This is a genomic window from Pedobacter africanus, assembly GCF_900176535.1.
Lineage (GTDB): Bacteria > Bacteroidota > Bacteroidia > Sphingobacteriales > Sphingobacteriaceae > Pedobacter > Pedobacter africanus.
In genome coordinates, this window is sequence record NZ_FWXT01000001.1 from 1,803,030 (window position 1) to 1,824,723 (window position 21,694).

Below are 21,694 nucleotides of genomic sequence, written 5' to 3' on the forward strand. Positions count from 1 at the left end.
TACCCCATATGAACCATACTTTTTAATTATCTCTTAGCGTACAGGCTATCAATTATCTCGAAATTAATCAATCACTATCAGCCCTCCTGATGTAAAAAATAAAGAATGGGATGATAACCATCGCTAATTTACAATCCAATATTTATCAGTCGAATTAAAATTATTAAATACGTAAAAATTACCGTTTTCTTCCATACAAAGCAACGATGTTCCAACAGCCACTATTTTTTTGAATCGATTCCAGCCGGTACCGATACGACTTCTAGATCCTAAAGAACCATTCGCCGTGACTGGAATGCTCCATAGATTTCCACTGACGTCAACCCCCAAAAGAGATTGATTATTGAACATAGTAAGTGGTTCATAAATAGAATATCCTTTTCCTACGGTAATTCCGTTGGGCGCCCCAAATGTAGCATCATTTTTTGCATACCAGGCCTTTACCTCCCCTGAAGTCAATACATCTGCCGAGGCGGCTAGTACTGAGAAGAAGAAACCTTTACCGGGTAAAAACCTCGGCATAGTAAATCCGGTTCCGAAAGTGTTTGCTGAACTGGGCGTTGCTTTTACAAAAATTAGCTGGCCATTTTGAATTTGGTGCATGGACACAGCACCGGCGGTATTAATACCGATAAACCGATCCTCATCGTAATAGAAGAAATCGCGATAAGTAGCGCGGGGAACGAGCGAAGCCATGGATGCTGTTTGGGTTAACGATCCGTCCGCGTTTACAGCATAACGAATGATGCCGCCTGTAGCATTCCACTCATATAAACTTTGTCCTTCGCCCGTAAAATATTTACTTGCTATCCTTCCTGTAACGGAAAGTTTTACACCTCTGTTCGAGACTGCCTCTGGTGCCCGATAGGTTTTAAACTTATTGTAAACGATATCTACCCCTTGAGGTGGAAAGAAAACAGTTCTGAATTTAAACTCCCCGGCGTCGGGAAAGTTAGGTAATTGAACTTGCTCTGTAGTCCGCTCTATTCTCACTGTTTTTTCCACGCCAACTTTGTCCTTGTAAACAATTTCTGAATAGATAACACTATCCCCGCGGGTCGATGGCGAAAGATTTAGCGTGAAAAGTGACTGTGCATAGTCGAAATTAAACGCTGTTAAATTTCTCGCACGCAAGCCATCTGCAAATTCTGAACCCCATACATTGACGGTTGAAGACGAATATAATGAGGTTTCCCCTCTGTTGTTTATATTCCTGAATTCGAAAAGTGTGGAGCCTTCAGGAAGGTTTTCAATGATCACCGAGTCCTTTTGGACTCCTGGTCCTTTACGTACAAATTCTTTCACAATTGAATCTTTCCTCATATTCCAGTAGATAATGGTCTTTTCTACCTTGGGATCGGAGCCGATATACCATGTTATCTTTGCTCTTCCGAATCCCGAAAAATATTTAATGGAGTCTACTTTTCCTAAATAGACCTGCTCTTCTTTCTCAGCATATTTTCGCTGAATGTCGTCCATTTTGTCGCAAGACGGCAATAATAATAAAACGACTGCTATGAAGGCTAATATTATGGGAACTATTTTAGTTATCTTTTTCATCTGTATAAAGTTTATTCCATTTCTATTGTGGAACTGTGTTATCACCATAAACAGTAATCTCTCCCATAGACCAGTAATTGCTTACGGGAGGCGGCATTACACCTGCAATTTCACGTACAAATATTCGAATATATCGCACGGGGCCGGCATCCAGTGGAATTTCGTATTCCGTACCGTTTGCCGCAAGGTTTAATGCGCCCTGTGGATCTGGTGGAACCATTCTGTCATAGCGAGGTATGGCATGCCAACCCAAATATTGCCAGTCATCTTTAAATGTCCGGGCAGGAAGCTGGGTGGTTTCATTAATCCCATCGAGGTCTCTGATGTTCTTATTGCGGACAGCATACTCGTCCAACCAGTACGGACGGTCAGCCAACTTAGTAAAATCCATTGTTTTTGATCCCCATGCCTCGAATTGAGTAATATTTGCCTGTCCGTAAACAGAGTTGAGATGATAACCATGAATAACAATCCGGCTGAGCTTGACAACCTGTTTGAGATCAATAGTCATAGATATGCCGCTGCCGCCTCCGGATTGAGTCAACCATCCGTGAGAGGCAGTATTAACAATGTTGTCCCATAGTGCACTAATGTTTCTACCAGAAAGATTAGTGATATTGTCATAAGGGATACTTGACCGAAAATCTGCGTATGGTTTCGGTACCATCGTCTCAAAAAATGGAGTTGTCTTAAGTACTGTCGTGTCCGATATATTTCCCCACTTATCTTCAAAAGCGATCGCAAAAGTAGTCTCTTTTGGATTAAAGCCCCTAAAAGCGCGGCGTTCCTTTTCACTCGAGGAAAAATACATTTCTTTGGTTACCAGTCCGTCTCTTTCGTCTTTAACCATCAACCGGACACCAAATTCCGTCTTTTTTGGATTACTCCAATCCGCAACAATACCGCCAAATCCCGGTATCATATTCAGAGAATTCTTGGCAATGCTGATAAGTGACTCCAGGGGCTTAAACTCTAATTCAAGAGGCTCTGAACGCTGTTCCTGTTTATTAACCATGTACAGGCGGAATGGCACTTTGTCCAGCGTATTAAATCCTTCGATTGTAAGCGTATTTTTATGAACAGACGATTTCTCGGTAAACATTTTCCCGTTCCGCTCATATTCTGCCATCACGTAAAGTAAGTCGGGGTCGTTTGGGAGTTTGTACGTAATCGTCGCTCCTCCGTTAATAGGGGTTATCTGATCAACCTCTATTGGTCCGGAAGACCATCTGCCACCCGGCTTGTCAATTTCCTCTTTGCAGGCGAAAAAGGTACATAAAACCAATACCGCCATTATAAATCTATATTTTTTCATAAAAGTAATCTTTATTAATAATTCCAATTCTGTACTTAGCGTTATTACCAGCCATACGTTTGAACCAAATTTGGATTAATCCGTAAGTCGTAGTCTCTGATAGGATATAAGTAATCTCTAAATGTAACCTGGCGTACAACTTGACTATAGACGAAAGGAACATAAAATTGTTCTGTTTCTCTTGATGGAGTCCAGGACATAGGACGGAGGCTCCAATACTGACCAGCCGTTTTCCATCGGCGTACATCCCAAAAGCGTTGTCCCTCAAACGAAAGCTCGATCAGGCGCTCTCTTTGAATAATTTTACGCATCTCATTTTTATTTGCTGGTGCGTCAGGATTAAATGCCGCTTGTTGCCACGACTGTACTACGCCATTCAATCCCGCCATAGCGCGCACCTCGTCAATCCATTTGTAGACCTCTGCATCTGGCTGGCCCTTTGTTTCGTTCAGTGCCTCGCTGTAAAGCAAATAGAGATCTGATAAGCGCAGTAAAGGAAAGTTATAAGGATGTGCTGTATATCGCTTATTCACATCTCCCTGGCTGGCGGATGACTCGAACGGGATGATCTTTTTAGGAGTATATGCACCGTGGCCTGCTGCTGGTCCAATCTCATCAGGACGACTCTTAATGAAGGGGGCAAATGAGACGCCGCCATTGGTAGTGGTAGTGGATAGCTCAAAGAATCCTCTGTCGATACCTAAATTGGCGTAAAAACGCGGCTCCCGAAAGAAGTGAAGAAGGACGGTTACTTCGCCGGTAGCAATATAAGATTGATGATGATCTGCCGAGGTTGCCCGTTTTAAGCTATATCTGTTATTGTAGTCATAGGTTTTATCTTCATTAATCGGAACACCGTTGTTTGAATAAAACAATTCACCCATATGCCAGGAAGCAGACATGTAGTTGATATAACTAGGCTGATCCGTACTATACAATACCGGAAAAAGACTTGCAAGCATATTTCCCAGCGGAGCAAAGGTGGAACCGCCTTTACCATTTGCAAATTGTTCCTGCGTGGCCCAGATTACGCCTGGATTTCGGTCGATCGATTCAGTAATCGCCTTTCTGACAGTCATCAGCTGCACCAAACTGTCATTCATCGCGAATGTTTGGGCGCCACCTGCAAACTTGTTGAATTCATATAAGCGGTGCCCGGCCTCATGGGCAGCATCAATGGCCTCCTTTATGGCTACCGCAGCTCTCTCCCATTTTTTAGGGTCAGGAGTACTGGATATTAATTGTTTCCCGCGCTTATCGACCCAACCTGCATAATCCGGATTACCATTAAATAATGGGCTGGCTCCCCAGGCTAAGACTTTCGCCTTAATACCCCTTACAATAGTTTGGGAAATCCGGCCTTGTTCTGTCGTCGGATCTGGAAGTGCCAATGGTAAATCAACCGCCGCCTCATCCAGCAACTGCACGATATAGTTTACACATTCATCCACTGGTTCGCGATATACTTTCGTTTGCTCAGGAGTAGCCGATAAGGGCAGGTTTTCTTTCACCAACACGATGGGGCCATACAATTGCATTAAAAAGAAATGGTAATAGGCCTTCAGGAATTTCACTTCGGCGATCCATCGGGCGCGTTCCAGTTCGTCAATATCACGGGGAATATGTGCGTTTTCTAGAAAAATATTGCAGTCACGTATGGCTCTATACATTGATTTACCTCCCTGCCCCCCCGTCCAGTAATCCTGCAGCGGATTATTCGTGTTTTGAAGTCCACGTGAAATTTGGGCGGCGGGCGTATTTCCAGCCCTGTTATCGCTCCTCCAGTCAAACTCGTCCCTGCTGGTAAAATAGGCAGGGTAGTAAAACGGATCGGTCGGATCTGGCAAGTGTGAGTAACATGTTCTCAGAAACTTATCCATTACTGAGCGATTGGAGAAGGCGTGGTCCAATGTCGCTGTATCATTTGGTACCACATCCAGGTATTTGCAGCTCATAATTCCCATCAGAGAAAAGGCTACTATTATTCTCATTATATTCTTCATTCTTAGATCATTATTAAAATTTAACATTCAAACCTAAGTTAAACACGCGCTGAACCGGATATCCCAGGCCTAGTCCGCCCATTTCCGGATCCCACATCTTAAACTTAGAAAGGTAAAACAAATTGGTCCCGCTGAGGTACACCCGCATCATACTCATGCGGGCCCTTTTAGTCAACCGCTCGGGTAAAGTATAGCCTATTTCCGCCTGTTTTAGTCGTATAAAGGTTCCGTTTCGCAGCCAATGCGTACTCGGCTGATTGTTATTTGAGATGGTGTACTCAGATAGGCGGGGCCAGAATGCTTCTATATTCCTGTTCGTTTCAGACCAATGATCGTCTGCGATCGTTTGCATCAGCGCTTTTTGTCCCTGGTTAAGGAAGGGAGAGATACCAGCGGGGTTTATAAAGAAGGAGGATCTAGCGGATCCTTGAATAAAGAAGTTGATGTCGAAGGCTTTATATGCTACCGAGAACGAGTTTCCGTAAATGATCTCAGGAATAGTCGGGTAACCAATGGCTACCATATCGTCCGAATTGATCTGACCGTCATTGTTGATGTCCTTATATTTAAGATCTCCTGCACCGTATTCTCCAAATAATTGTCTGGGCGAGTTGTTTACTTCTTCCTCATCAATGAACAGTCGCTCGGCAATGTAACCTATCGGCTGGTTAATCTTCTGTCCAACGCGGGTACGCCATGGAACATCACTATAATCTGGTTCTTCCCACTTCTTAACTGTGCTGGCTGCATAAGTGAAATTGCCATTTATCATTAACGATAAACCGTTAGTGAAGTGTTTGTTGTATGTTAGCTCCACATCCAATCCTTTTCCCCGGGCCACTCCAACATTTGCCTGAGGGACTACCCGAAGACCCATCGTAGTTGGTATATCTACCCGGGTCTGAAGAATATTACTTCGGGTTTCCTGAAAAAAGTCTGCTATAAGCGTCAGATCCTTGAACAATCCAAGCTCTAAACCAAAATTTGTCTTTTTAGCAACTTCCCAGGTTATCAGGTCGTTGGCATACCGATCAATAGAAATACCCGAACGGTAGTTTCTATTCAGACCAAACCAGTATCCGGCCCCGTTCATATCGATCTGAGACAGGTAGAAAAACCGATCAAACAAAGAGCCTATCTGATCGTTTCCGACCTTACCATACGTAGCACGTAATTTTAAAGTAGATATCACATCCTGCATACCCTTCATAAACGGTTCATTGCTGATCATCCACCCAGCGCCGGCAGAAGGAAAAAATCCCCAGCGGTTCTGCTCGGCGAAACGTTCGGTACCGTTATATCCAAAGTTTAGTTCCAGAAAGTAGCGAGAATCATATCCATAAGATAACCTGCCGGCTGAAGAGATATTCCTTCTTGCGAGAGAGGCCTGAAGGTCATCAGACACCCTCGCATCAGCTTGAAGGGTACCAGTTTCGTTCCTGATTGTACCAACCAATAAGGCATTGAGATCATGCTTTTTATTAAAGGTTTTATTGTACTGCATGCGAAGTTCACCGTACTGGGACGCATTGACCGTCCTGCCCTGACTTTCAAAGTTCAGATACTCAGTACCGCTGTCTGGATTGAGCGGCGTTAACTGGTAAGAACCGTCTATGGTATTTGCAAGACTGTAAAAAAATGGACGATACGCGCGGTTTTGTGCATAATACGCTTTTCGCATCGCGTTGAATGTTCCTCTTACAGTTAAACCCTCCAGATTCCCGGTAAATTTATGATCCATTTCCATTTGCAGCAGCATCATAGACTCTTTCGATTCCTGGAATGAGCTCACCACTTGCGCCCAGGGGTTGGAAAAATTCATTTCCGGATTCATACCGAAAAGGATATGCTCAGTAAATTCGTTGGCTGCGTCTGCCGGATAAAATGGGAGGAACTTCACCGGCGATGCATTTCGCGCCGCGCGGAATACTGCCGCGCCGCCCGATACTGTGTTGCCCAACTCGTCTACCATACTGGGAATAAAAGGGCCACTCCGATCATCAAATGATCCGTATGCACGCACAACACCAGTAGTGGTTGGTGCAAACTTAATGGTCACATTCGAGCGTATCTGAAGCCGATTGATATTGATGTTATTCTCGACTAGATTTTGTTCGCTTTCTTTTAGTATTCCCTTGTCATTCTGAAAGTTGGCAGCCAGGTAATACTGTACAGACTGTCCCCCACCGGTGAGGTTCAGGTTAAGACGGCGGTTGATCGCCTTATCGTCTATTAAATAGTCATACCAGTTTACAGATGGATATCGAATCGGATCGGTGCCCAGCTCTGTTTCCCTGATTTTCGAAGAAGAATAGGGTAGATCTACGAGGGCGTTGCGTGTTCGCACCGCTTCGTTGTGAAGTTTCATGTAGGTAACAGGATCGGCCAGTTCGGCTAACTTGGTATTGTAAGAGTTGGACTGCTCAGCTCTTACGTTGATCAACAATTTGTCTACTGCCCCTACCTTTGTTGTCACGAGAATCACGCCGTTTGCTCCACGTGCGCCATACAGTGCCGCGGAACTGGCATCCTTTAGTACGGAAAAGGATGCGATGTCGTCTACGTTCAACCGGGCGAGGTCATTTGTTGCCATTTCTACACCGTCAATCAGGATCAGCGGATCTCGTTTACCTGATGTACTAAAAGTCGTAACGCCGCGGATGTAAAATTCAGCATTATCGAGCCCTGGTTCTCCGGACCGTTGATAAGCGATCACTCCACCAACCCTTCCCGCCAAAGCAGTCGTTAGGTTACTTGACGGGTTTCTCATGGCACCAGGTCGAACTGTTGAGATGGCACTGACCACACTTTCCTTTTTTTGTGTACCAAAAGAGGTTATGACAACCTCGTCCATAGTAGATGTTGACTCTTGCAAGGTGACACGGACTTCCTTTAAGCCTTTAACGGGCACTTCTTTTGACGCATAGCCAATAGACGTAATCTCCAGTATGGCGTCGTTGTTCGGAATCGTGATTGAAAAGTTTCCGTTCAAATCCGAAACTGTAGCAATCTTTGTTCCTTTAACCTTTATACCCGCTCCGATTATTCCAGCCTCATTAGCGTCGCTGACCCGGCCGGTTATGATACGTTCCTGAAACAAAAACATGCGTTCATTAAGACCATAGGTAACGGACGCCGCTTTACCCATATCCACAGCCTTTGCACCAAGTGAAAGGGGAATAAAAGGCGGCACAATTACTACAGCCATTGTACCTAACCACCTGATTGAGCCGATTAAACTAAATTTTGTAGTTTTTTTTCTCATAATTAATTGTTTATATCGTTTATTACTAGGTTTTACTGTCTATTTCATGGACGGATCATGTTCCTTTCATTGCTTATTTAAAATATTTGTCAAAGAAATTATATAATGGTTACGTACCCGGTATTGAAAAATAAGATTGTATGCCGGAGAAACTGCCATGAATCCCGGGAATAAACTTCCCTCTTCTTCCTGGCTGTTAAATTTGAGTAAGACCGAGTATCGTAATTTTCATGATGGCAATTTTAGTTTGGTTTGGTTAGCTATTGGTAACGCTAATAAATGAATTAATATTTGATCCAGCTGATCAAATGTTGTGCAATTTGTATCAAAATACAGTGAATATGCCGAAATGTAATAACCATCGTTGAGGATAATAATTCTCAGGCTTTCTTCAGGAATTCCCTGCGGTATCTGTGTGCTTCGTATCCGGCTATTTACTTTGCTTATTCTGATCTATAAATATTGACCTGGAACTGACTGCCCCCATGCGGCGTCCTTCTTTAAAAGTAGCAGCCTTAATGGTTACAGGCAGCTTAACCTCAAAGGGCTTGCTGTATACCAGCGAATGTACAGTTGGCATGGAACCATCCAGACTGTAACGTATCTGAGGCTGATAGCTATTGGTTTTGAAAGATACCGTTGCTTTATTGCCCAGGCTGTCAACACTTACCGTATGCCATACATTATAGGCACTTTTGGCGTAATTGATACCCAGGTCATCGTAACGCTGGTATTGCTTTTCAATTCTGCGGCTAAAGTCAGTCCAGCTCTTTCTGGCTGGTATGGTCCAGGCCAGTTCCGCCATTGCGGCAGCACGTGGAAAGGCCATGTATTCTACTTTTTCGGGTGAATGGATAAATTCGGCCCATACATTACCCTGTACCCCTTTTATGTATTTTGCCTCTTCGGCGGTAAGCACCGCAGGGACCGGCTCATAGTTGTATACCTTTTCCAGTTGCAGATTGCCCCCTATCGCTTTTGGCTCCAGGTAAGGTTCGCCCTGATAATAATCCAGGTAAAGAAAATCGTAAGGGGTCATCACTACATCGTGTGCTTGCCTGGCTGCAGCAATACCACCTTCGGTACCCCTCCAGGACATAACAGCGGCATTAGGTGCCAGGCCGCCTTCCAGGATCTCATCCCATCCGATAATGCTTTTATTTTTAGTGGTCAGGAATTTTTCTATCCGCCTGATGAAATAGCTTTGCAGCTCATGCTCGTCTTTCAGGTTTTCCTTTTTCATCCTGGCCTGGCAATCCGGACAAACTTTCCAGCGGTCTTTAGGGCATTCATCACCACCAATGTGGATGAGTTTACCAGGAAATAGTGCGACAACTTCTGTAAGCACATCTTCCAGTAAATTAAAGGTCTCTTCTTTTCCGGCGCAGAAAACTTCTTTTTGTATGCCCCATCCTACCAGCATTTTAAACGGCCCGCCAGTGCAGGAAACCTTAGGATAAGCCACCAGTGCTGCGGTAGCATGACCCGGCATTTCAATTTCAGGAACCACCGTTACGTAACGTTTTCTCGCATAGGCCACAATGTCCCTTATCTGATCCTGCGTATAAAAGCCCCCGTGAGGGGTATTGTCGATTTGGTTGTTCGCAAATTGCGTTCCATTACGCCATGCCCCAACGGCAGTAAGCCTTGGATGTTTTTTAATTTCGATGCGCCAGCCATGGTCTTCGGTTAAATGCCAGTGAAACACATTCAACTTATGTAAAGCAAGGTAGTCGATGTATTTTTTAACAAACTCAACCGAGTAAAAATACCGGCCCACATCCAGCATCATGCCTCTCCAGCCAAAACGCGGCTTATCGGCAATTTTTACGGCCGGGATCAGCGGCGCTTTAACAAAGGCACAACTGTTACCCTTTACCGGCAAGAGCTGGTACAAGGTTTGTGCACCATAAAATACACCGTTTGCTTTTTTGCCACTGATGCGTACCGAAGTTGTATTGGCAACTAAAATATAACCTTCGTCGCCCAGGCTATCTACCGAGTTTCTGGTGGTCAGCACAATGACATTGCTGCCTGCGGCACCAGCAGCCGGGAGTACTTTTAAAGCGTAACCAGTTAGTTTTTTTACCTGATCAGAAAATTGAAGACCAATCGACTTCAGGTCGGAATTGTCAGCATCGTAAGTAATTTTAGTAAAGTTGTTAATTCTAAATTTGCCGGGGAGCACCTGCATATTTAGTGGTTGCGGGATCACAGAAATGCTCTGGCTGTATGCAGCATCCAGGTGGTTGAGCCCAAACAGGCACAATAGAAAAAATACGGGTTTCATCCTCATTTTATATATCTGGTTTTACTTGTGTACGTTAACGATTAAAGTTAAAAATATTCTGCTAGCTAAATATATCAAAGAATCAGATGCGGAAGGAGTGCTGTCAGCATTTTGATACCGGATGCACAAAGATTGAGACGTTTTATCAAATTCCTGAGTAATGACCAGGCCTCAGCCAGAACCCGGCATAAAAAAACGGCATTCCCCGATCATTCCATTGCAGTGGCGGACGGGGATCCAGGAAACAAAAAGAGGTTGATCATCTCTTATCGATGATCAACCTCTTCCCCCATTTGCGTGTATTTCTATATTTTTATTCCGACTGCCTGGCCTCAGCTTTTTCAGCGTTATAAGCCAGTAAAGCCCTCGGCGCTCTGTAGCCATAGCGCACAGGATCCTCCATGATCTCTTTCATGGAAATCAATTTGTAAACATAACCACCTGTTTCGCGGTTCAGTTTCATCTTGAAATAATTGTCCTGATGTTGTCTGTTGATCTGGCGCTTCATGTGGCTGTCGCCGACATTATAGGCTGCTGCTACCAGAGTCCAGCTGTCAAAGATCCCATAAAGTTCTTTGATGTATTTTGCCGCTGCGACCGTAGACTTACGCAAGTTTTTGCGTTCGTCCACTTTCGAGTTCACTTTTAAGCCATACATACGGGCCGTTCCGGGCATAAACTGCCAAAAACCCGCAGCGCCTTTAGGCGATGTGCCTCCATCCAGTCCTGATTCTACCAAAGGAACATATTTAAAATCCTCCGGAATGCCGTAAGCGGCAAGGATAGGTTCTATGATCGGAAACCATTCTGCTGCTTTTCTATGCAGGCTGTTGGTTTGCAGATTACTGAAGTAATGTGCAGCAAGGGTCTTTTTCATTTTACGTTCCACCTTGGTATCTCCAAGAGGCAACGACTCTTCTGCAAAATTTAACTGAGCCATAAGAGATAATGGCTTCCTGATTTTTGTTGTTACTGTATCTTTTTTTGTTGTACTTTTCTCGTCTTTTGAATTACTTTTCGCTGCTTGGGGCATGTTGTAAGCAAACACTTTTGCCATAACCAGTAATGCTATAATTACCGTACATGTTATTATGTGTTTCTTTATCATCTTCCTCCTTTTTTTGGTTAACAATTTTAAAACGCCTGCAAACATACGACATATTTAGTTAATTATCAACTAATTACAAATTTAACCCTCAAAATCTGCGTTTAAATATGATTAGGCGGCGATTTTTATTTATCTTCAGCCAGCGAAATTGGGAGTCTTATGCAAAGTCCATTTTGGCCTCAAAACATCCCTTTTAAATCCTGAATTTCTTCCGGTATTTGTTTGATTTTCGTTCGGAATGCGACCCAGATTGGTTAATCCTTGGTTAGGCATTGGTTAGGGGTTGGGTAGGCCTTGGCATACCCTAAAGCTTACCCAACCCCTAACTAACGCCTGCTTAATCCATGTGCAAACTCTGGTGCATCCCGAACGCGTACCAACTGAACACAAACACCACAGCCAACGGACCCAAGCCAAAAATTGCAAATCAGCCCAATTTTACCTAAATTTGTCGCCGCATAAATTATGCGGTTAAAAGCGTATCATGATCAAAAACAACAACAGGAACAGTCGGGATGACAAGTCCAAACCGGGAAACCGAAGCACAACAGGCAAAAAACCAGAAGAAAAATCTTCATACAAGGGAAAAAGCAGGTTTGACGACAAAGAGGGGAAAGACAATAAATTTGGTGGCTCCCGGGATTTCAAGCCAAGAACACCAAAAGAGGGGGACAGCCGGGATTTTAAATCCAGGACAGATGACAAGAAAGATTTCAGGGCAAGGGGTAGCAAAGACGCAGAAACCAAAGGCTTCAGAAAAGATTCAGAACCTAAAAACTTTGGTTCAAGAAACACGGGTTCCAGAGATTTCAAACCTGGCGCCTCAAAAGAAAATCCATACGGAGAGAACAAACGCAGTTACATTAAGAAAGATAAATTCAATTCGGATGGCGATCAGCCTTTCCGGAAGTTTGACGATAAAAAAGGACAAAGTCCAAGAAGTACCGACAGCAGGCCTTTCAGAAAAAGGGAAGATGACAGCGCGAGGCCTTCTTTCAAAAAACAAGGAGAACGTGGAGAGCGTGGAGAGCGCGGCGAACGTCCGGAACGCAGCCGCCAGGAGCGCAACAATACCTGGAACGGCCCGGAAAAAGCGCCAACCATGCGCAGCAGGAAAAATCCGGTACAGAAAGACGATGGACTCATCCGCCTGAACCGCTACATATCCAACGCCGGGATCTGCTCCCGTCGTAAAGCCGATGAACTGATTGAAGCAGGCGTGGTTTCTGTAAACGGTGAAGTGGTTTCAGAGCTGGGTCATAAAATAGATCCGGTAAAAGATCAGGTACGCTACAATGGCGAACTGCTGAAACGCGAAAAGAAAGTTTATGTATTGCTCAATAAGCCAAAAGATTACATCACCACGACTGACGATCCACAGGAGCGCCGTACGGTAATGCAACTGGTAGAAAAAGCCAGTCGCGAACGCATTTACCCCGTAGGCAGGTTAGACCGGAATACTACCGGCCTGTTGCTGATGACCAATGATGGCGATCTTGCAGATAAACTTTCGCACCCAAAAAATGGCATCACCAAGATCTACCACGTTGAACTTGGCAGAAACCTGAGCCAGGGCGACCTGAATAAAATCGCGTTTGGTCTGGAACTGGAAGACGGAATTATTAAACCAGATTCCGTATCTTACGTGGCGGGTGGCTCCAAGCGTGAGGTAGGCATACAGATCCACAGTGGCAAAAACCGTATCGTACGTCGTATATTCGAACATTTGGGATACGAAGTAGTGAAGTTAGACCGCGTGGTATATGGCAACCTGACCAAGAAAGATCTTCCGCGTGGAAGATGGCGTTACCTGGAAGAACATGAACTGATCCAGATTAAACACCTTATAAAATAAAATATGCGCAGCATCGCCTCACTTTTACTGGTCCTGATTTTCTCAACACAGGGATTCACACAAAAGAAAGACTATAACCTAATAGTGGGCACCTATACCAGTCCGGGTAAAAGTGAGGGGATCTACATTTATAATTTCGACCTTAACACTGCAGATTTTAAACTCCGCAGTGTGGCCAAAGCCGTTACCAACCCCAGCTACCTGGCAATCGCAAAAAACAACAAGTTCGTTTACTCGGTAGCCGAAGCCCCGGACAACAGCGCCGTAGCTGCCTTCGGTTTTGACGGTGTAAAAGGTGAACTGAGTTTTTTAAATAAACAAGCCACCACCAGCAAAGGTCCATGCTTTGTAATGGCCAATGATAAACATGCTTTCTCGGCTAATTACGGCGGCGGTAGTTTATCGGTTTTCAGTATCGAAGGCAATGGCTCCTTAAGTCCGTTAAAACAACTGGTGCAGCATACCGGTAAAAGTATAGACCCGAAAAAACGTCAGGAAAGCGCGCACGCACACCAGGTACAGTTTACGCCCGACAAAAAATATATAGTATGCACCGACCTTGGGGAAGACCAGGTTTATATCTACAACTACAACCCGATGGGGGGCGACAAAGTCCTGACCCTGAAAAATGTCACCAAAACCAATGCGGGGAGCGGCCCCAGACACCTTACTTTTAGTCCGAACGGAAAGTTTGCCTACCTGGCACATGAATTTAACGGCAACATTACAGTTTTCAGTTATGCCAATGGAGCGCTGACCAAAATCCAGGAAACCGGCACTGTAGACAAAGATTTTGAAGGACGGGTTGATGCGGCTGATATTCATGTATCCCCTGATGGCAAATTTTTATATGAGACGAACCGCGGTGATGCCAATACGATCTCTGTATTTGCGGTAAAACCCGATGGAAAGCTCAGCTTTGTAGAGACAGTAAGTACCATGGGCAAGGGACCTCGCAACTTTGTTATTGATCCGACTGGAAAGTACCTGCTTGTTGGCCACCAGTACACCAATGACGTAGTGATTTTTGAGCGCAACAAAAAAACCGGCACCTTAAAGGATACCGGTAAAAGAATGGATATCGGTGCGCCGGTCTGCCTGATCTTTGCCCCTGTTAAATAAGCTTATATTTTTACTTCATTAAGTTTGCGCGATTCTTCAATTACTTTATTGTAATAAGCTACATAGTAAGGCAGAATTTTTTTCAGATCAAAATCCTTCGCCCTTGCAAATGCGTTTTCTTTAAACTGTTTCAGCGTTTCATCACTTTCCAGAATACTGATGGCTTTACGCGCCATATCTTCCACATCCCCTACATTGCTCATGTAGCCAGAGAAGCCATCTACATTCAGCTCAGGCAAACCACCAGAATTGGAAGTAATTGCCGGCACTTTGCAAGCCATCGCTTCCAGGGCAGCCAGTCCAAAACTCTCAGAATCTGAAGGCATCAAAAACAGATCAGACACGGATAGGATTTCTTCTACCGCGTCCTGCTTGCCCAGAAAGCGGGTATGCTCGCAAATGCCAAGATCGCGGCACAATTGTTCATCGGAAGCACGCTCAGGGCCATCTCCTACCATCAGCAGCTTAGATGGGATCTTCTCCTGTATCTTTTGAAAAATCCGGATCACGTCGGCCGTACGTTTTACTTTCCTGAAGTTAGAGGTATGGATAAGGATCCGCTCGTTATTTGGCGCTATGGCTTTTTTAAAATGATCCTTAGGCTTTAAGCTGAAGCGGGAGAAATCGATAAAATTCGGGATTACCTTAATTTCGTTCGTGATCTCAAAATGCTCTTCCGTATCGTGCTTTAAGCTTTCGGATACTGTAGTTACACCATCAGATTTATTGATGGAAAAAGTAACCACAGGTTTATAGGTTGGGTCTTTACCCACCAGGGTAATGTCGGTTCCATGCAAAGTGGTTACAAAAGGGATATGAATGCCATAGGTTTCCAGGATCTGCTTGGCCATAAAGGCTGCCGAAGCATGTGGAATGGCATAATGTACATGGAGGATGTCCAGCTTTTCGAAACGCACCACATCTACCAGCTTACTGGCCAATGCCGATTCGTAGGGGGCATAATCAAACAGCGGGTAATCGCGTACCGATACTTCATGATAAAACAGGTTGGCAGAGAAAAAATCGAGCCGGGCAGGCTGACTGTAGGTGATAAAGTGTACCTGATGGCCCTCATCAGCTAGTGCTTTACCAAGTTCAGTGGCTACCACACCACTCCCCCCAAACGTGGGGTAACAAACAATACCTATTTTCATTTCGAAATTATTTAACGCTGCAAAGTACAGTACTTAAACTGATCTTTGTGTTAAACAATTGCAATTATTTAATTACGCTTCATTTCCTCCTGGATAACCAGGTACATCTCATTCGGGCGCTGCGTACCAATATAGTATTCAAACCCGTCGCGGTCTGTAAGCACAACGGCATCTTTTCCAGAGGAATAGAACCTGATGCTTCCCTTGCGGTGCAGGTTGTATACCGGGTTATTGAAAAGGTAATTGCTGTAAACGTCTTTTCTGACCTTAACGATCGAATTCAGGTCGATTTCCACTTTTTTTGCCGACCAAAGCCCATCTATAATGATCTTTTTCTGGTCTACGATGGTTTTATACTGGATCAGGAAAAGCAGGATGATGGAAACACCAATAATACCAAAACCTACGATCAGGAAAAGGTCTTCGGTATTGTCGCGGTCCCTTTCATAAACATAAGCGGCAAAACAAAAAGCGGCCATTACCAATCTGATGCAGATCCTGATGTAATCGCGGCCAATGTACTGTTTCTCAAAAAAAGCGTATCGGTTCCCCATGTGTGTATGTTTGTGCAATAAAGTTAAGGTTTTTTCAATAGCATCACTTCTTTTTATCGCTTAATGAAGCTATCATGACCTTAGATGCCTCAACTCAAAAATGGTTACACTTTTGGTGTTTTCTGTAAGCTTATACCTGTTGTCCTGTCTCAGCCCGGCAACCCAGATCACTTCCCCATTGCCATTCAGCAGTATGGGCACCTGGTCTTTGCTGCCCAGAGGAATTTTCTGACCGATAAAAAAGTCGCTTAGTTTTTTAAAACCGTTCATCCCCATTGGCTTAAAGCGGTCGCCAGCCTGCCATCCCCGCAGTACAAGCGGAAAAATCAGTTTCTCTGTATCCACATAAGCTTTTAGCTCATCTTTCTCAAAATACACCTTTGCTGATCTGGAGATGAGCAATTGCATGTCTTCCAGGTTAAGCATTTGGTCTTGTGGGTGAATTAAATGTTGGGGCATGGTTTGCGCAGCAGTAAGCGCAGTGACAATGAGATTTTCGCGGTCAACCACAATGCGGTGGGAAGTGCTATAAAAAGAAGTTCCGCTTTGCTTGTCCAGACTGGCCAGAAGTTCTGCAGTTACTGCTTCTGTGAAATTAAAGGGCTTCAACAACTCAAACAGCAGCAGCTGTTGAGGGCTCAGTTCAGCAACGCTTTTTATAGGCAAATACAAACCGCCCTGCTTTTCTATCCATACCTTTTCCCGCAAATTAGCCACAGTCTGTTGCAACACCAGCTCTGTATCGGCAAAGCGCCTGATGTTGTGTTCAAAAGTTTCCTCCAGGTTTGGGTTGATCTCTTTAAGCTGAGGGATTACATTTAGCCTTATTTTGTTACGTGCATATTGGGTGCTGCTGTTAGAACTGTCTTCCACATAGTCGATCTTGTTTTTCTCTACCAGTACTGCAATCTCTTTGGCCGTAAGAAACAACAGCGGCCTTACCAGGCGGTCCCTTTTTGGTAAAATACCATGCATTCCGGCAATACCCGTCCCCCTCACCAGGTTCAGTAACACGGTTTCTATGGCATCGTCCTGGTGCTGTGCCAGGGCAATACAAGTATACTTATGCGTATCCCTGATTTCTTCAAACCAATTGTAGCGTAAGGTCCTTGCAGCCATTTGGGTAGAAACCTTTTGTGCTGCAGCAAATGCCTTGGTTTTAAAATGCCTGACATAAAAGGGTACATCCAGCGTAGCGGCCAGCATTTTCACAAATGCTTCATCCCGCTGGGATTCATCGGCCCGCAAATTAAAATTGCAATGTGCAATACCAAAACTGAATCCGGAGAGTTTAAATAAATGCGCCATCAAAACGGAATCTTTACCGCCGCTAACCGCCAGCAAAATTCTATCTTTTGCATGGAAAAGGGCATGCTGAGCAATAAAGTCCTTAAAGTTCTGAAGGGGTAACATTGCTCAAAAATAGAGAAATAAATATTTAAATAGTGAATATAAACCAGCAAGCAAAAAACTAACTTTGTAGCGTGCAGAAATTACGTTATTTCCTGATCTTATTGCTTTTCCCCTTCGCTGTGCTGGCGCAGCAGAAGACCAAGATCAATGTTGACCATTATGAAGCCTCTACAACCAATGTTGCAGATAAAAACAACAGCATCTCTTATCTAAGAAAACCTGTATTCCGGCAAGATAATGCGACACTGACCTGCGATAGTGCCGTTTTTTATGTAACCAAGAACATTTTTGATGCTTATGGGAACGTGCACATCAACCAGGCCGACACCATCAATATTTATTCCGACCGTTTGAACTATAACGGAAACACCAAAATCGCACATTTGACCAGCAATGTACGGATGATTGACAAGGAATCAGTGCTGACCACCAATATCCTGGATTACAATATGGCCAGCAAAGTAGGGACTTATGTAAGTGGGGGAAAAATTGTAAATAAGGATGTCACACTGACCAGTAAAAACGGGTATTATTTTTCGAACAGCCGCGATGCCTATTTCAGGTACAATGTAGTCGTAGTTACTCCGGAAAGCGTCATCAAATCAGATACCCTTCGTTACAATACCTTTACCAACTGGACGTATTTTTATGGCCCCACCAATATCAAAGGCAAAGACGACAACCTGTATACAGAAAATGGTGCTTACAACACAAAAACACAATATGCCTATTTCGGGAAAAAGAACCTGTATACCATGGGCACAAAATCACTGAAAGGTGATAGTTTATATTATGACGGCATTGCCGGTTATGGAAAAGCGGTAAGGAACATTGTATTTAAGGATACTGCAGATAAGACGGTAATGTACGGACAGCTGGGTTTCTACTATAAAAAAGACGAGCGTACGCTCGTAACCAAAAACCCCTATGTAGGCATGGGCACGGCCGACTCTATAAAGGTAAAAAACAAGCTGCAGCCCGACAGCTTGTGGATGGGTGCCGATACCCTGGAAACACAGATGGTGTTAAAAAAGACCCTGAAACTGATTTCTTCCCCGGTCATCAAAAAGGATAATGAGCTTGGGGAAGAAGAAAAAGACGAAAAGAAGGAGCCCAAAGTAGGCGCAACCAGTCCAAAAGTTTTAGCCGAAAACAGCACAGTTAAGAAAAAACCTGAAAAGCGGGGCAAAAAGAAAGACAATAAGGACCTGGAACTTCCTGAAATCCCTGCCCTGAAGCTCAAAGACTCCGTACTTAAAGATAGCCTGCTAAAGGACAGCACCACCCTGCAAAAAAAAGCACCGCCTGGATGGAAAGATTCGGTGCTTACCAAAAAGATAGCACCTGTTGCAACGAAAGGCAAAGACAGTATCAGCAAAACCATTAAGGCCGGTTTGCCACCAAAAGCCAAAACCGATAGTCTTCTGGCCAAAGGAAAAGCGGATGCCGGTAAACTCAAAAATATAAAGGTTAAGGACTCTATCCCTTTTAACCCGGAGGATACGGTACGGACCAGGGTCATTAAAGCCTATCACAATGTAAGGGTGTATAAAGCAAACATGCAGGCCAGGGCCGATTCGTTGTTCTATACCAGTGCAGATTCGACGCTGAGGTGGTACAAAGATCCGATCCTATGGTCGGAAGGCTCGCAACAAACCGGAGATACCATTTACCTGCAGCTGAAGAACAAAAAGCTGAATACCCTGCAGGTACTGGAAAAAGCATTCCTGGTAAATGTAAATGCCGATTCCGCCAGGTACAACCAAATCAAGGGCAAATTGATCACGGCCTTCTTTAAGGACGGCAAAATGAAGAACATGTTTGTAGATGGGAATGCGGAGAGCATTTATTTTAACCAGGACAAAAAAGAGGCCTATACAGACATGAACCAGACGGTAAGTGCCCGGATAAAAATACTTTTTCAGGAAAAGCAGATCAGCAGGATAGTGACCATAAAGGAACCTGAAGGCCTGCGTACACCGATTGCCGAATTAAAAGAGGATGTATTTCTGACGGGCTTTACCTGGCGGCCAGAACAACGGCCCTTGTCCAAAAAAGAAGTGATCAACGGTAAGCCTAAGGCTAAAGCTGCGACAAAGAAAGCAGCAGCCGGAGTTCCTGCTAAAACAACGTCTAAAACCGGCAATACAAAAGCTAAGCCTGTTCCTTTAAAAAAGTAATGAGCTTGTTCATGGCCAGGGCACGATGGCTGATCTTGTTCTTCTCTTCCATGCTCATTTCGGCAAAGGTTTGGGTATAGCCCTCCGGCTCAAAGATAGGGTCATAGCCGAATCCCTGTGTTCCAAACGGTGTTTCACGGATATTGCCATAAATTATACCTTCGAAAAGAAAATGTTCCTGATTCCGGACAAGGGAAATTACCGTTCGGAAACGGGCTTTACGGTTACTTTGCCCCTTCATTTTCTGGAGTACCAGGTTTAAGTTTTCCTGATCGTTCCTAACACCTGAGTACCTGGCCGAGAAGATACCCGGCTCCTGGTTCAAGGCCGCTATTTCAAGGCCGCTATCGTCGGCAAAACAATCAATCTGGTAATGGTCAACCACATACTGGCTTTTAAGTGTAGCATTTTCTGCAAAACTGTTTCCGGTTTCAGGGATATCCACATCACAGCCAATGTCATTAAGGTTCAATATTTTATACTGGCCCAGCAAAAGCTTACTTACTTCCTGCGTTTTGTGCAGGTTATTGGTTGCAAATACAAGTTCTCTCATTTTATAATCCAAGGTTTTGGAGGCTGCCCCATAGTGCTTTTTTTTCTGCGGGGTTCTGATCCAGGCTGCGCAACTCATCAGCAAAGATGATCCTTACAGCCGCTTCATTTACAATAGTGTTTTTGGGGTGCCCGGTCAATGCCAGCTCCTCGGGCTTAACACCAAAAGCAAAGACAAGGCTGCAGGAAAAGTAATCCAGCAATTGCTTAAAATTTACACCGCTATAGCCAGCATAATTCAGCAGGGCAAAATCATTGGCCGTCAGGTTTACAGATTTTACAATTTTACGGAGCAGCTCCCTGCCTGCTTCATCGCTCACTTCGTTTTGCTGATCGTTTACCAGAATAAGAATATTGCGCTGGTTCTTACCTAAAAATTTAAAATCAGGCTGTTTCTGAACCAGCGGGGTTTCAGGGCTGCCAGCAGGCATGTTCTTTTCCTGTTGCAAAGGGCTGGCCTCAGGTATTGAACCAGTAACATCAGGTTGTAAACCAGGCTCATTTACCAGGTAAACATCATCGGTAAAAAATAAGTGCAGGGCTTCTTTACCAGCGGTTAAGGGGCTATTCATCAATGACAATTTTGCTCGGAATATTTTTTCTGTTAAAATTAGTTAAATATCTTCTTATAGTGCCTTTATTTATTACTTTTATGCCTTAAAAATATATACTCTTTTGTGAGAAAAGTTTATTGCGCTGTTACTTTAAGTCTTTTTGCTGCTGGTGCTTTTGCTCAAAATGTAGCCAGCATTAACGGGAAATCCATAGGTAACAAGGAATTCATGTGGTTCTACAAAAAAAATCATTTGGGTAGCGGTGCGGCTGCATATGCAGAACTGGAGACTTATTTGCATCAGTATATCAATTTTAAACTTAAAGTTCTGGACGCTAAAGAAATGGGACTGGACACAGATACGGCCTACCTTTCGGAAGTAAAGAATTACGAGCTTGCGCTTGCGGCACAAAAGAGAATAGCCAAAACAAGTCCGGCTTACCAGCTGCTCATGAATGAATATAAAGAAGCGGCTTTGATGTTCAATGTATCAGAAATCAGGATCTGGAACAAGGCACAGAATGACGAAAACCAGCTCCGGAATTTTTATGAGCAAAACAAGAATACCTATTTACCTGCGGCCTTTGAAGAAGTGAAGGGGAAGGTGATAGCCGATTACCAGGAACGACTGGAGAAAGAATGGATAAATACACTCAGAAAGAAATATACGGTAAAGATTAACCAGAATGAGGTAAAGAAACTGGCAAAGTTGTAAGTTAATCTGCCATTAGATGATAGAGAATGTTAAATTTGCAAAAAAGGAATACAAT

15 protein-coding genes are annotated in these 21,694 nt (G+C 44.0%); 4 read left to right on the top strand and 11 right to left on the bottom strand.

All coding sequences use genetic code 11. From position 1 onward, the window contains the following. Positions 1-123: 123 nt before the first annotated feature. From B9A91_RS07575 to B9A91_RS07600, 6 genes are all read right to left on the bottom strand, one after another. On the bottom strand, positions 124-1,560 hold the full coding sequence (locus tag B9A91_RS07575) for a DUF4998 domain-containing protein (RefSeq protein ID WP_235012487.1): 1,437 nt from the start codon (positions 1,558-1,560) through the stop codon (positions 124-126). A gap of 22 nt (positions 1,561-1,582) precedes the next feature. Continuing rightward, positions 1,583-2,875, bottom strand: a complete 1,293-nt coding sequence (locus B9A91_RS07580; protein WP_084237753.1) for a DUF4959 domain-containing protein — start codon at positions 2,873-2,875, stop codon at positions 1,583-1,585. A gap of 44 nt (positions 2,876-2,919) precedes the next feature. Continuing rightward, on the bottom strand, positions 2,920-4,866 hold the full coding sequence (locus B9A91_RS07585; RefSeq protein ID WP_200815613.1) for a RagB/SusD family nutrient uptake outer membrane protein: 1,947 nt from the start codon (positions 4,864-4,866) through the stop codon (positions 2,920-2,922). Positions 4,867-4,891: 25 nt separating this feature from the next. Next, positions 4,892-8,143, bottom strand: a complete 3,252-nt coding sequence (locus tag B9A91_RS07590) for a SusC/RagA family TonB-linked outer membrane protein (RefSeq protein WP_084237755.1) — start codon at positions 8,141-8,143, stop codon at positions 4,892-4,894. A gap of 430 nt (positions 8,144-8,573) precedes the next feature. Next, positions 8,574-10,439: a beta-N-acetylhexosaminidase gene (locus B9A91_RS07595; protein WP_084237756.1), complete on the bottom strand. Its 1,866-nt coding sequence runs from the start codon at positions 10,437-10,439 to the stop codon at positions 8,574-8,576. A 307-nt stretch (positions 10,440-10,746) separates the two neighbouring features. Beyond that, a complete protein-coding gene (locus B9A91_RS07600; protein ID WP_235012488.1) occupies positions 10,747-11,541 on the bottom strand; it encodes a lytic transglycosylase domain-containing protein in 795 nt (264 codons plus the stop codon). Between the two features lie 484 nt (positions 11,542-12,025). Here B9A91_RS07600 and B9A91_RS07605 point away from each other — a divergent pair, with 484 nt between their 5' ends. Both B9A91_RS07605 and B9A91_RS07610 read left to right on the top strand, forming a co-directional pair. Beyond that, the gene (locus tag B9A91_RS07605) at positions 12,026-13,396 is read left to right on the top strand and encodes a pseudouridine synthase (protein ID WP_084237758.1); all 1,371 of its coding nucleotides are present in this window, start codon (positions 12,026-12,028) and stop codon (positions 13,394-13,396) included. A gap of 3 nt (positions 13,397-13,399) precedes the next feature. Next, positions 13,400-14,518, top strand: a complete 1,119-nt coding sequence (locus B9A91_RS07610) for a lactonase family protein (protein WP_084237759.1) — start codon at positions 13,400-13,402, stop codon at positions 14,516-14,518. A gap of 2 nt (positions 14,519-14,520) precedes the next feature. Here the strand turns inward: B9A91_RS07610 and bshA are convergent, their stop codons facing one another. From bshA to tilS, 3 genes are all read right to left on the bottom strand, one after another. Beyond that, positions 14,521-15,672 (bottom strand): N-acetyl-alpha-D-glucosaminyl L-malate synthase BshA, encoded by a 1,152-nt coding sequence (gene bshA / locus B9A91_RS07615; protein WP_084237760.1) that lies wholly within the window; start codon positions 15,670-15,672, stop codon positions 14,521-14,523. A 68-nt stretch (positions 15,673-15,740) separates the two neighbouring features. After that, positions 15,741-16,226: a hypothetical protein gene (locus tag B9A91_RS07620; protein WP_084237761.1), complete on the bottom strand. Its 486-nt coding sequence runs from the start codon at positions 16,224-16,226 to the stop codon at positions 15,741-15,743. A gap of 72 nt (positions 16,227-16,298) precedes the next feature. Continuing rightward, positions 16,299-17,639, bottom strand: a complete 1,341-nt coding sequence (gene tilS, locus B9A91_RS07625) for a tRNA lysidine(34) synthetase TilS (RefSeq protein ID WP_084237762.1) — start codon at positions 17,637-17,639, stop codon at positions 16,299-16,301. A gap of 71 nt (positions 17,640-17,710) precedes the next feature. Between tilS and B9A91_RS07630 the strand changes: the two genes are divergently transcribed. Next, the gene (locus B9A91_RS07630) at positions 17,711-19,819 is read left to right on the top strand and encodes an OstA-like protein (protein ID WP_084237763.1); all 2,109 of its coding nucleotides are present in this window, start codon (positions 17,711-17,713) and stop codon (positions 19,817-19,819) included. Here the strand turns inward: B9A91_RS07630 and rdgB are convergent. Both rdgB and B9A91_RS07640 read right to left on the bottom strand, forming a co-directional pair. Next, positions 19,794-20,372, bottom strand: coding sequence for an RdgB/HAM1 family non-canonical purine NTP pyrophosphatase (gene rdgB / locus B9A91_RS07635; RefSeq protein ID WP_084237764.1), 579 nt, complete (start codon positions 20,370-20,372; stop codon positions 19,794-19,796). The two genes, B9A91_RS07630 and rdgB, sit on opposite strands and share 26 nt — an antisense overlap. 1 nt (position 20,373) lies before the next feature. Beyond that, positions 20,374-20,943, bottom strand: a complete 570-nt coding sequence (locus B9A91_RS07640; RefSeq protein WP_084237765.1) for a hypothetical protein — start codon at positions 20,941-20,943, stop codon at positions 20,374-20,376. 105 nt (positions 20,944-21,048) lie between these two features. Between B9A91_RS07640 and B9A91_RS07645 the strand changes: the two genes are divergently transcribed. Then, positions 21,049-21,639 carry a hypothetical protein gene (locus B9A91_RS07645; protein ID WP_084237766.1) on the top strand — a complete coding sequence of 197 codons (591 nt, stop codon included), beginning with the start codon at positions 21,049-21,051 and terminating at the stop codon, positions 21,637-21,639. Positions 21,640-21,694 lie beyond the last annotated feature (55 nt).

Coding starts and splice junctions, on each gene's coding strand:
- B9A91_RS07575 (WP_235012487.1), bottom strand. CDS start 1,560: ATGAAAAAGATAACTAAAATAGTTCCCATAATATTAGCCTTCATAGCA.
- B9A91_RS07605 (WP_084237758.1), top strand. CDS start 12,026: ATGATCAAAAACAACAACAGGAACAGTCGGGATGACAAGTCCAAACCG.
- B9A91_RS07585 (WP_200815613.1), bottom strand. CDS start 4,866: ATGAGAATAATAGTAGCCTTTTCTCTGATGGGAATTATGAGCTGCAAA.
- B9A91_RS07590 (WP_084237755.1), bottom strand. CDS start 8,143: ATGAGAAAAAAAACTACAAAATTTAGTTTAATCGGCTCAATCAGGTGG.
- B9A91_RS07610 (WP_084237759.1), top strand. CDS start 13,400: ATGCGCAGCATCGCCTCACTTTTACTGGTCCTGATTTTCTCAACACAG.
- B9A91_RS07595 (WP_084237756.1), bottom strand. CDS start 10,439: ATGAGGATGAAACCCGTATTTTTTCTATTGTGCCTGTTTGGGCTCAAC.
- B9A91_RS07600 (WP_235012488.1), bottom strand. CDS start 11,541: ATGATAAAGAAACACATAATAACATGTACGGTAATTATAGCATTACTG.
- bshA (WP_084237760.1), bottom strand. CDS start 15,672: ATGAAAATAGGTATTGTTTGTTACCCCACGTTTGGGGGGAGTGGTGTG.
- rdgB (WP_084237764.1), bottom strand. CDS start 20,372: ATGAGAGAACTTGTATTTGCAACCAATAACCTGCACAAAACGCAGGAA.
- B9A91_RS07640 (WP_084237765.1), bottom strand. CDS start 20,943: ATGAATAGCCCCTTAACCGCTGGTAAAGAAGCCCTGCACTTATTTTTT.
- tilS (WP_084237762.1), bottom strand. CDS start 17,639: ATGTTACCCCTTCAGAACTTTAAGGACTTTATTGCTCAGCATGCCCTT.
- B9A91_RS07620 (WP_084237761.1), bottom strand. CDS start 16,226: ATGGGGAACCGATACGCTTTTTTTGAGAAACAGTACATTGGCCGCGAT.
- B9A91_RS07580 (WP_084237753.1), bottom strand. CDS start 2,875: ATGAAAAAATATAGATTTATAATGGCGGTATTGGTTTTATGTACCTTT.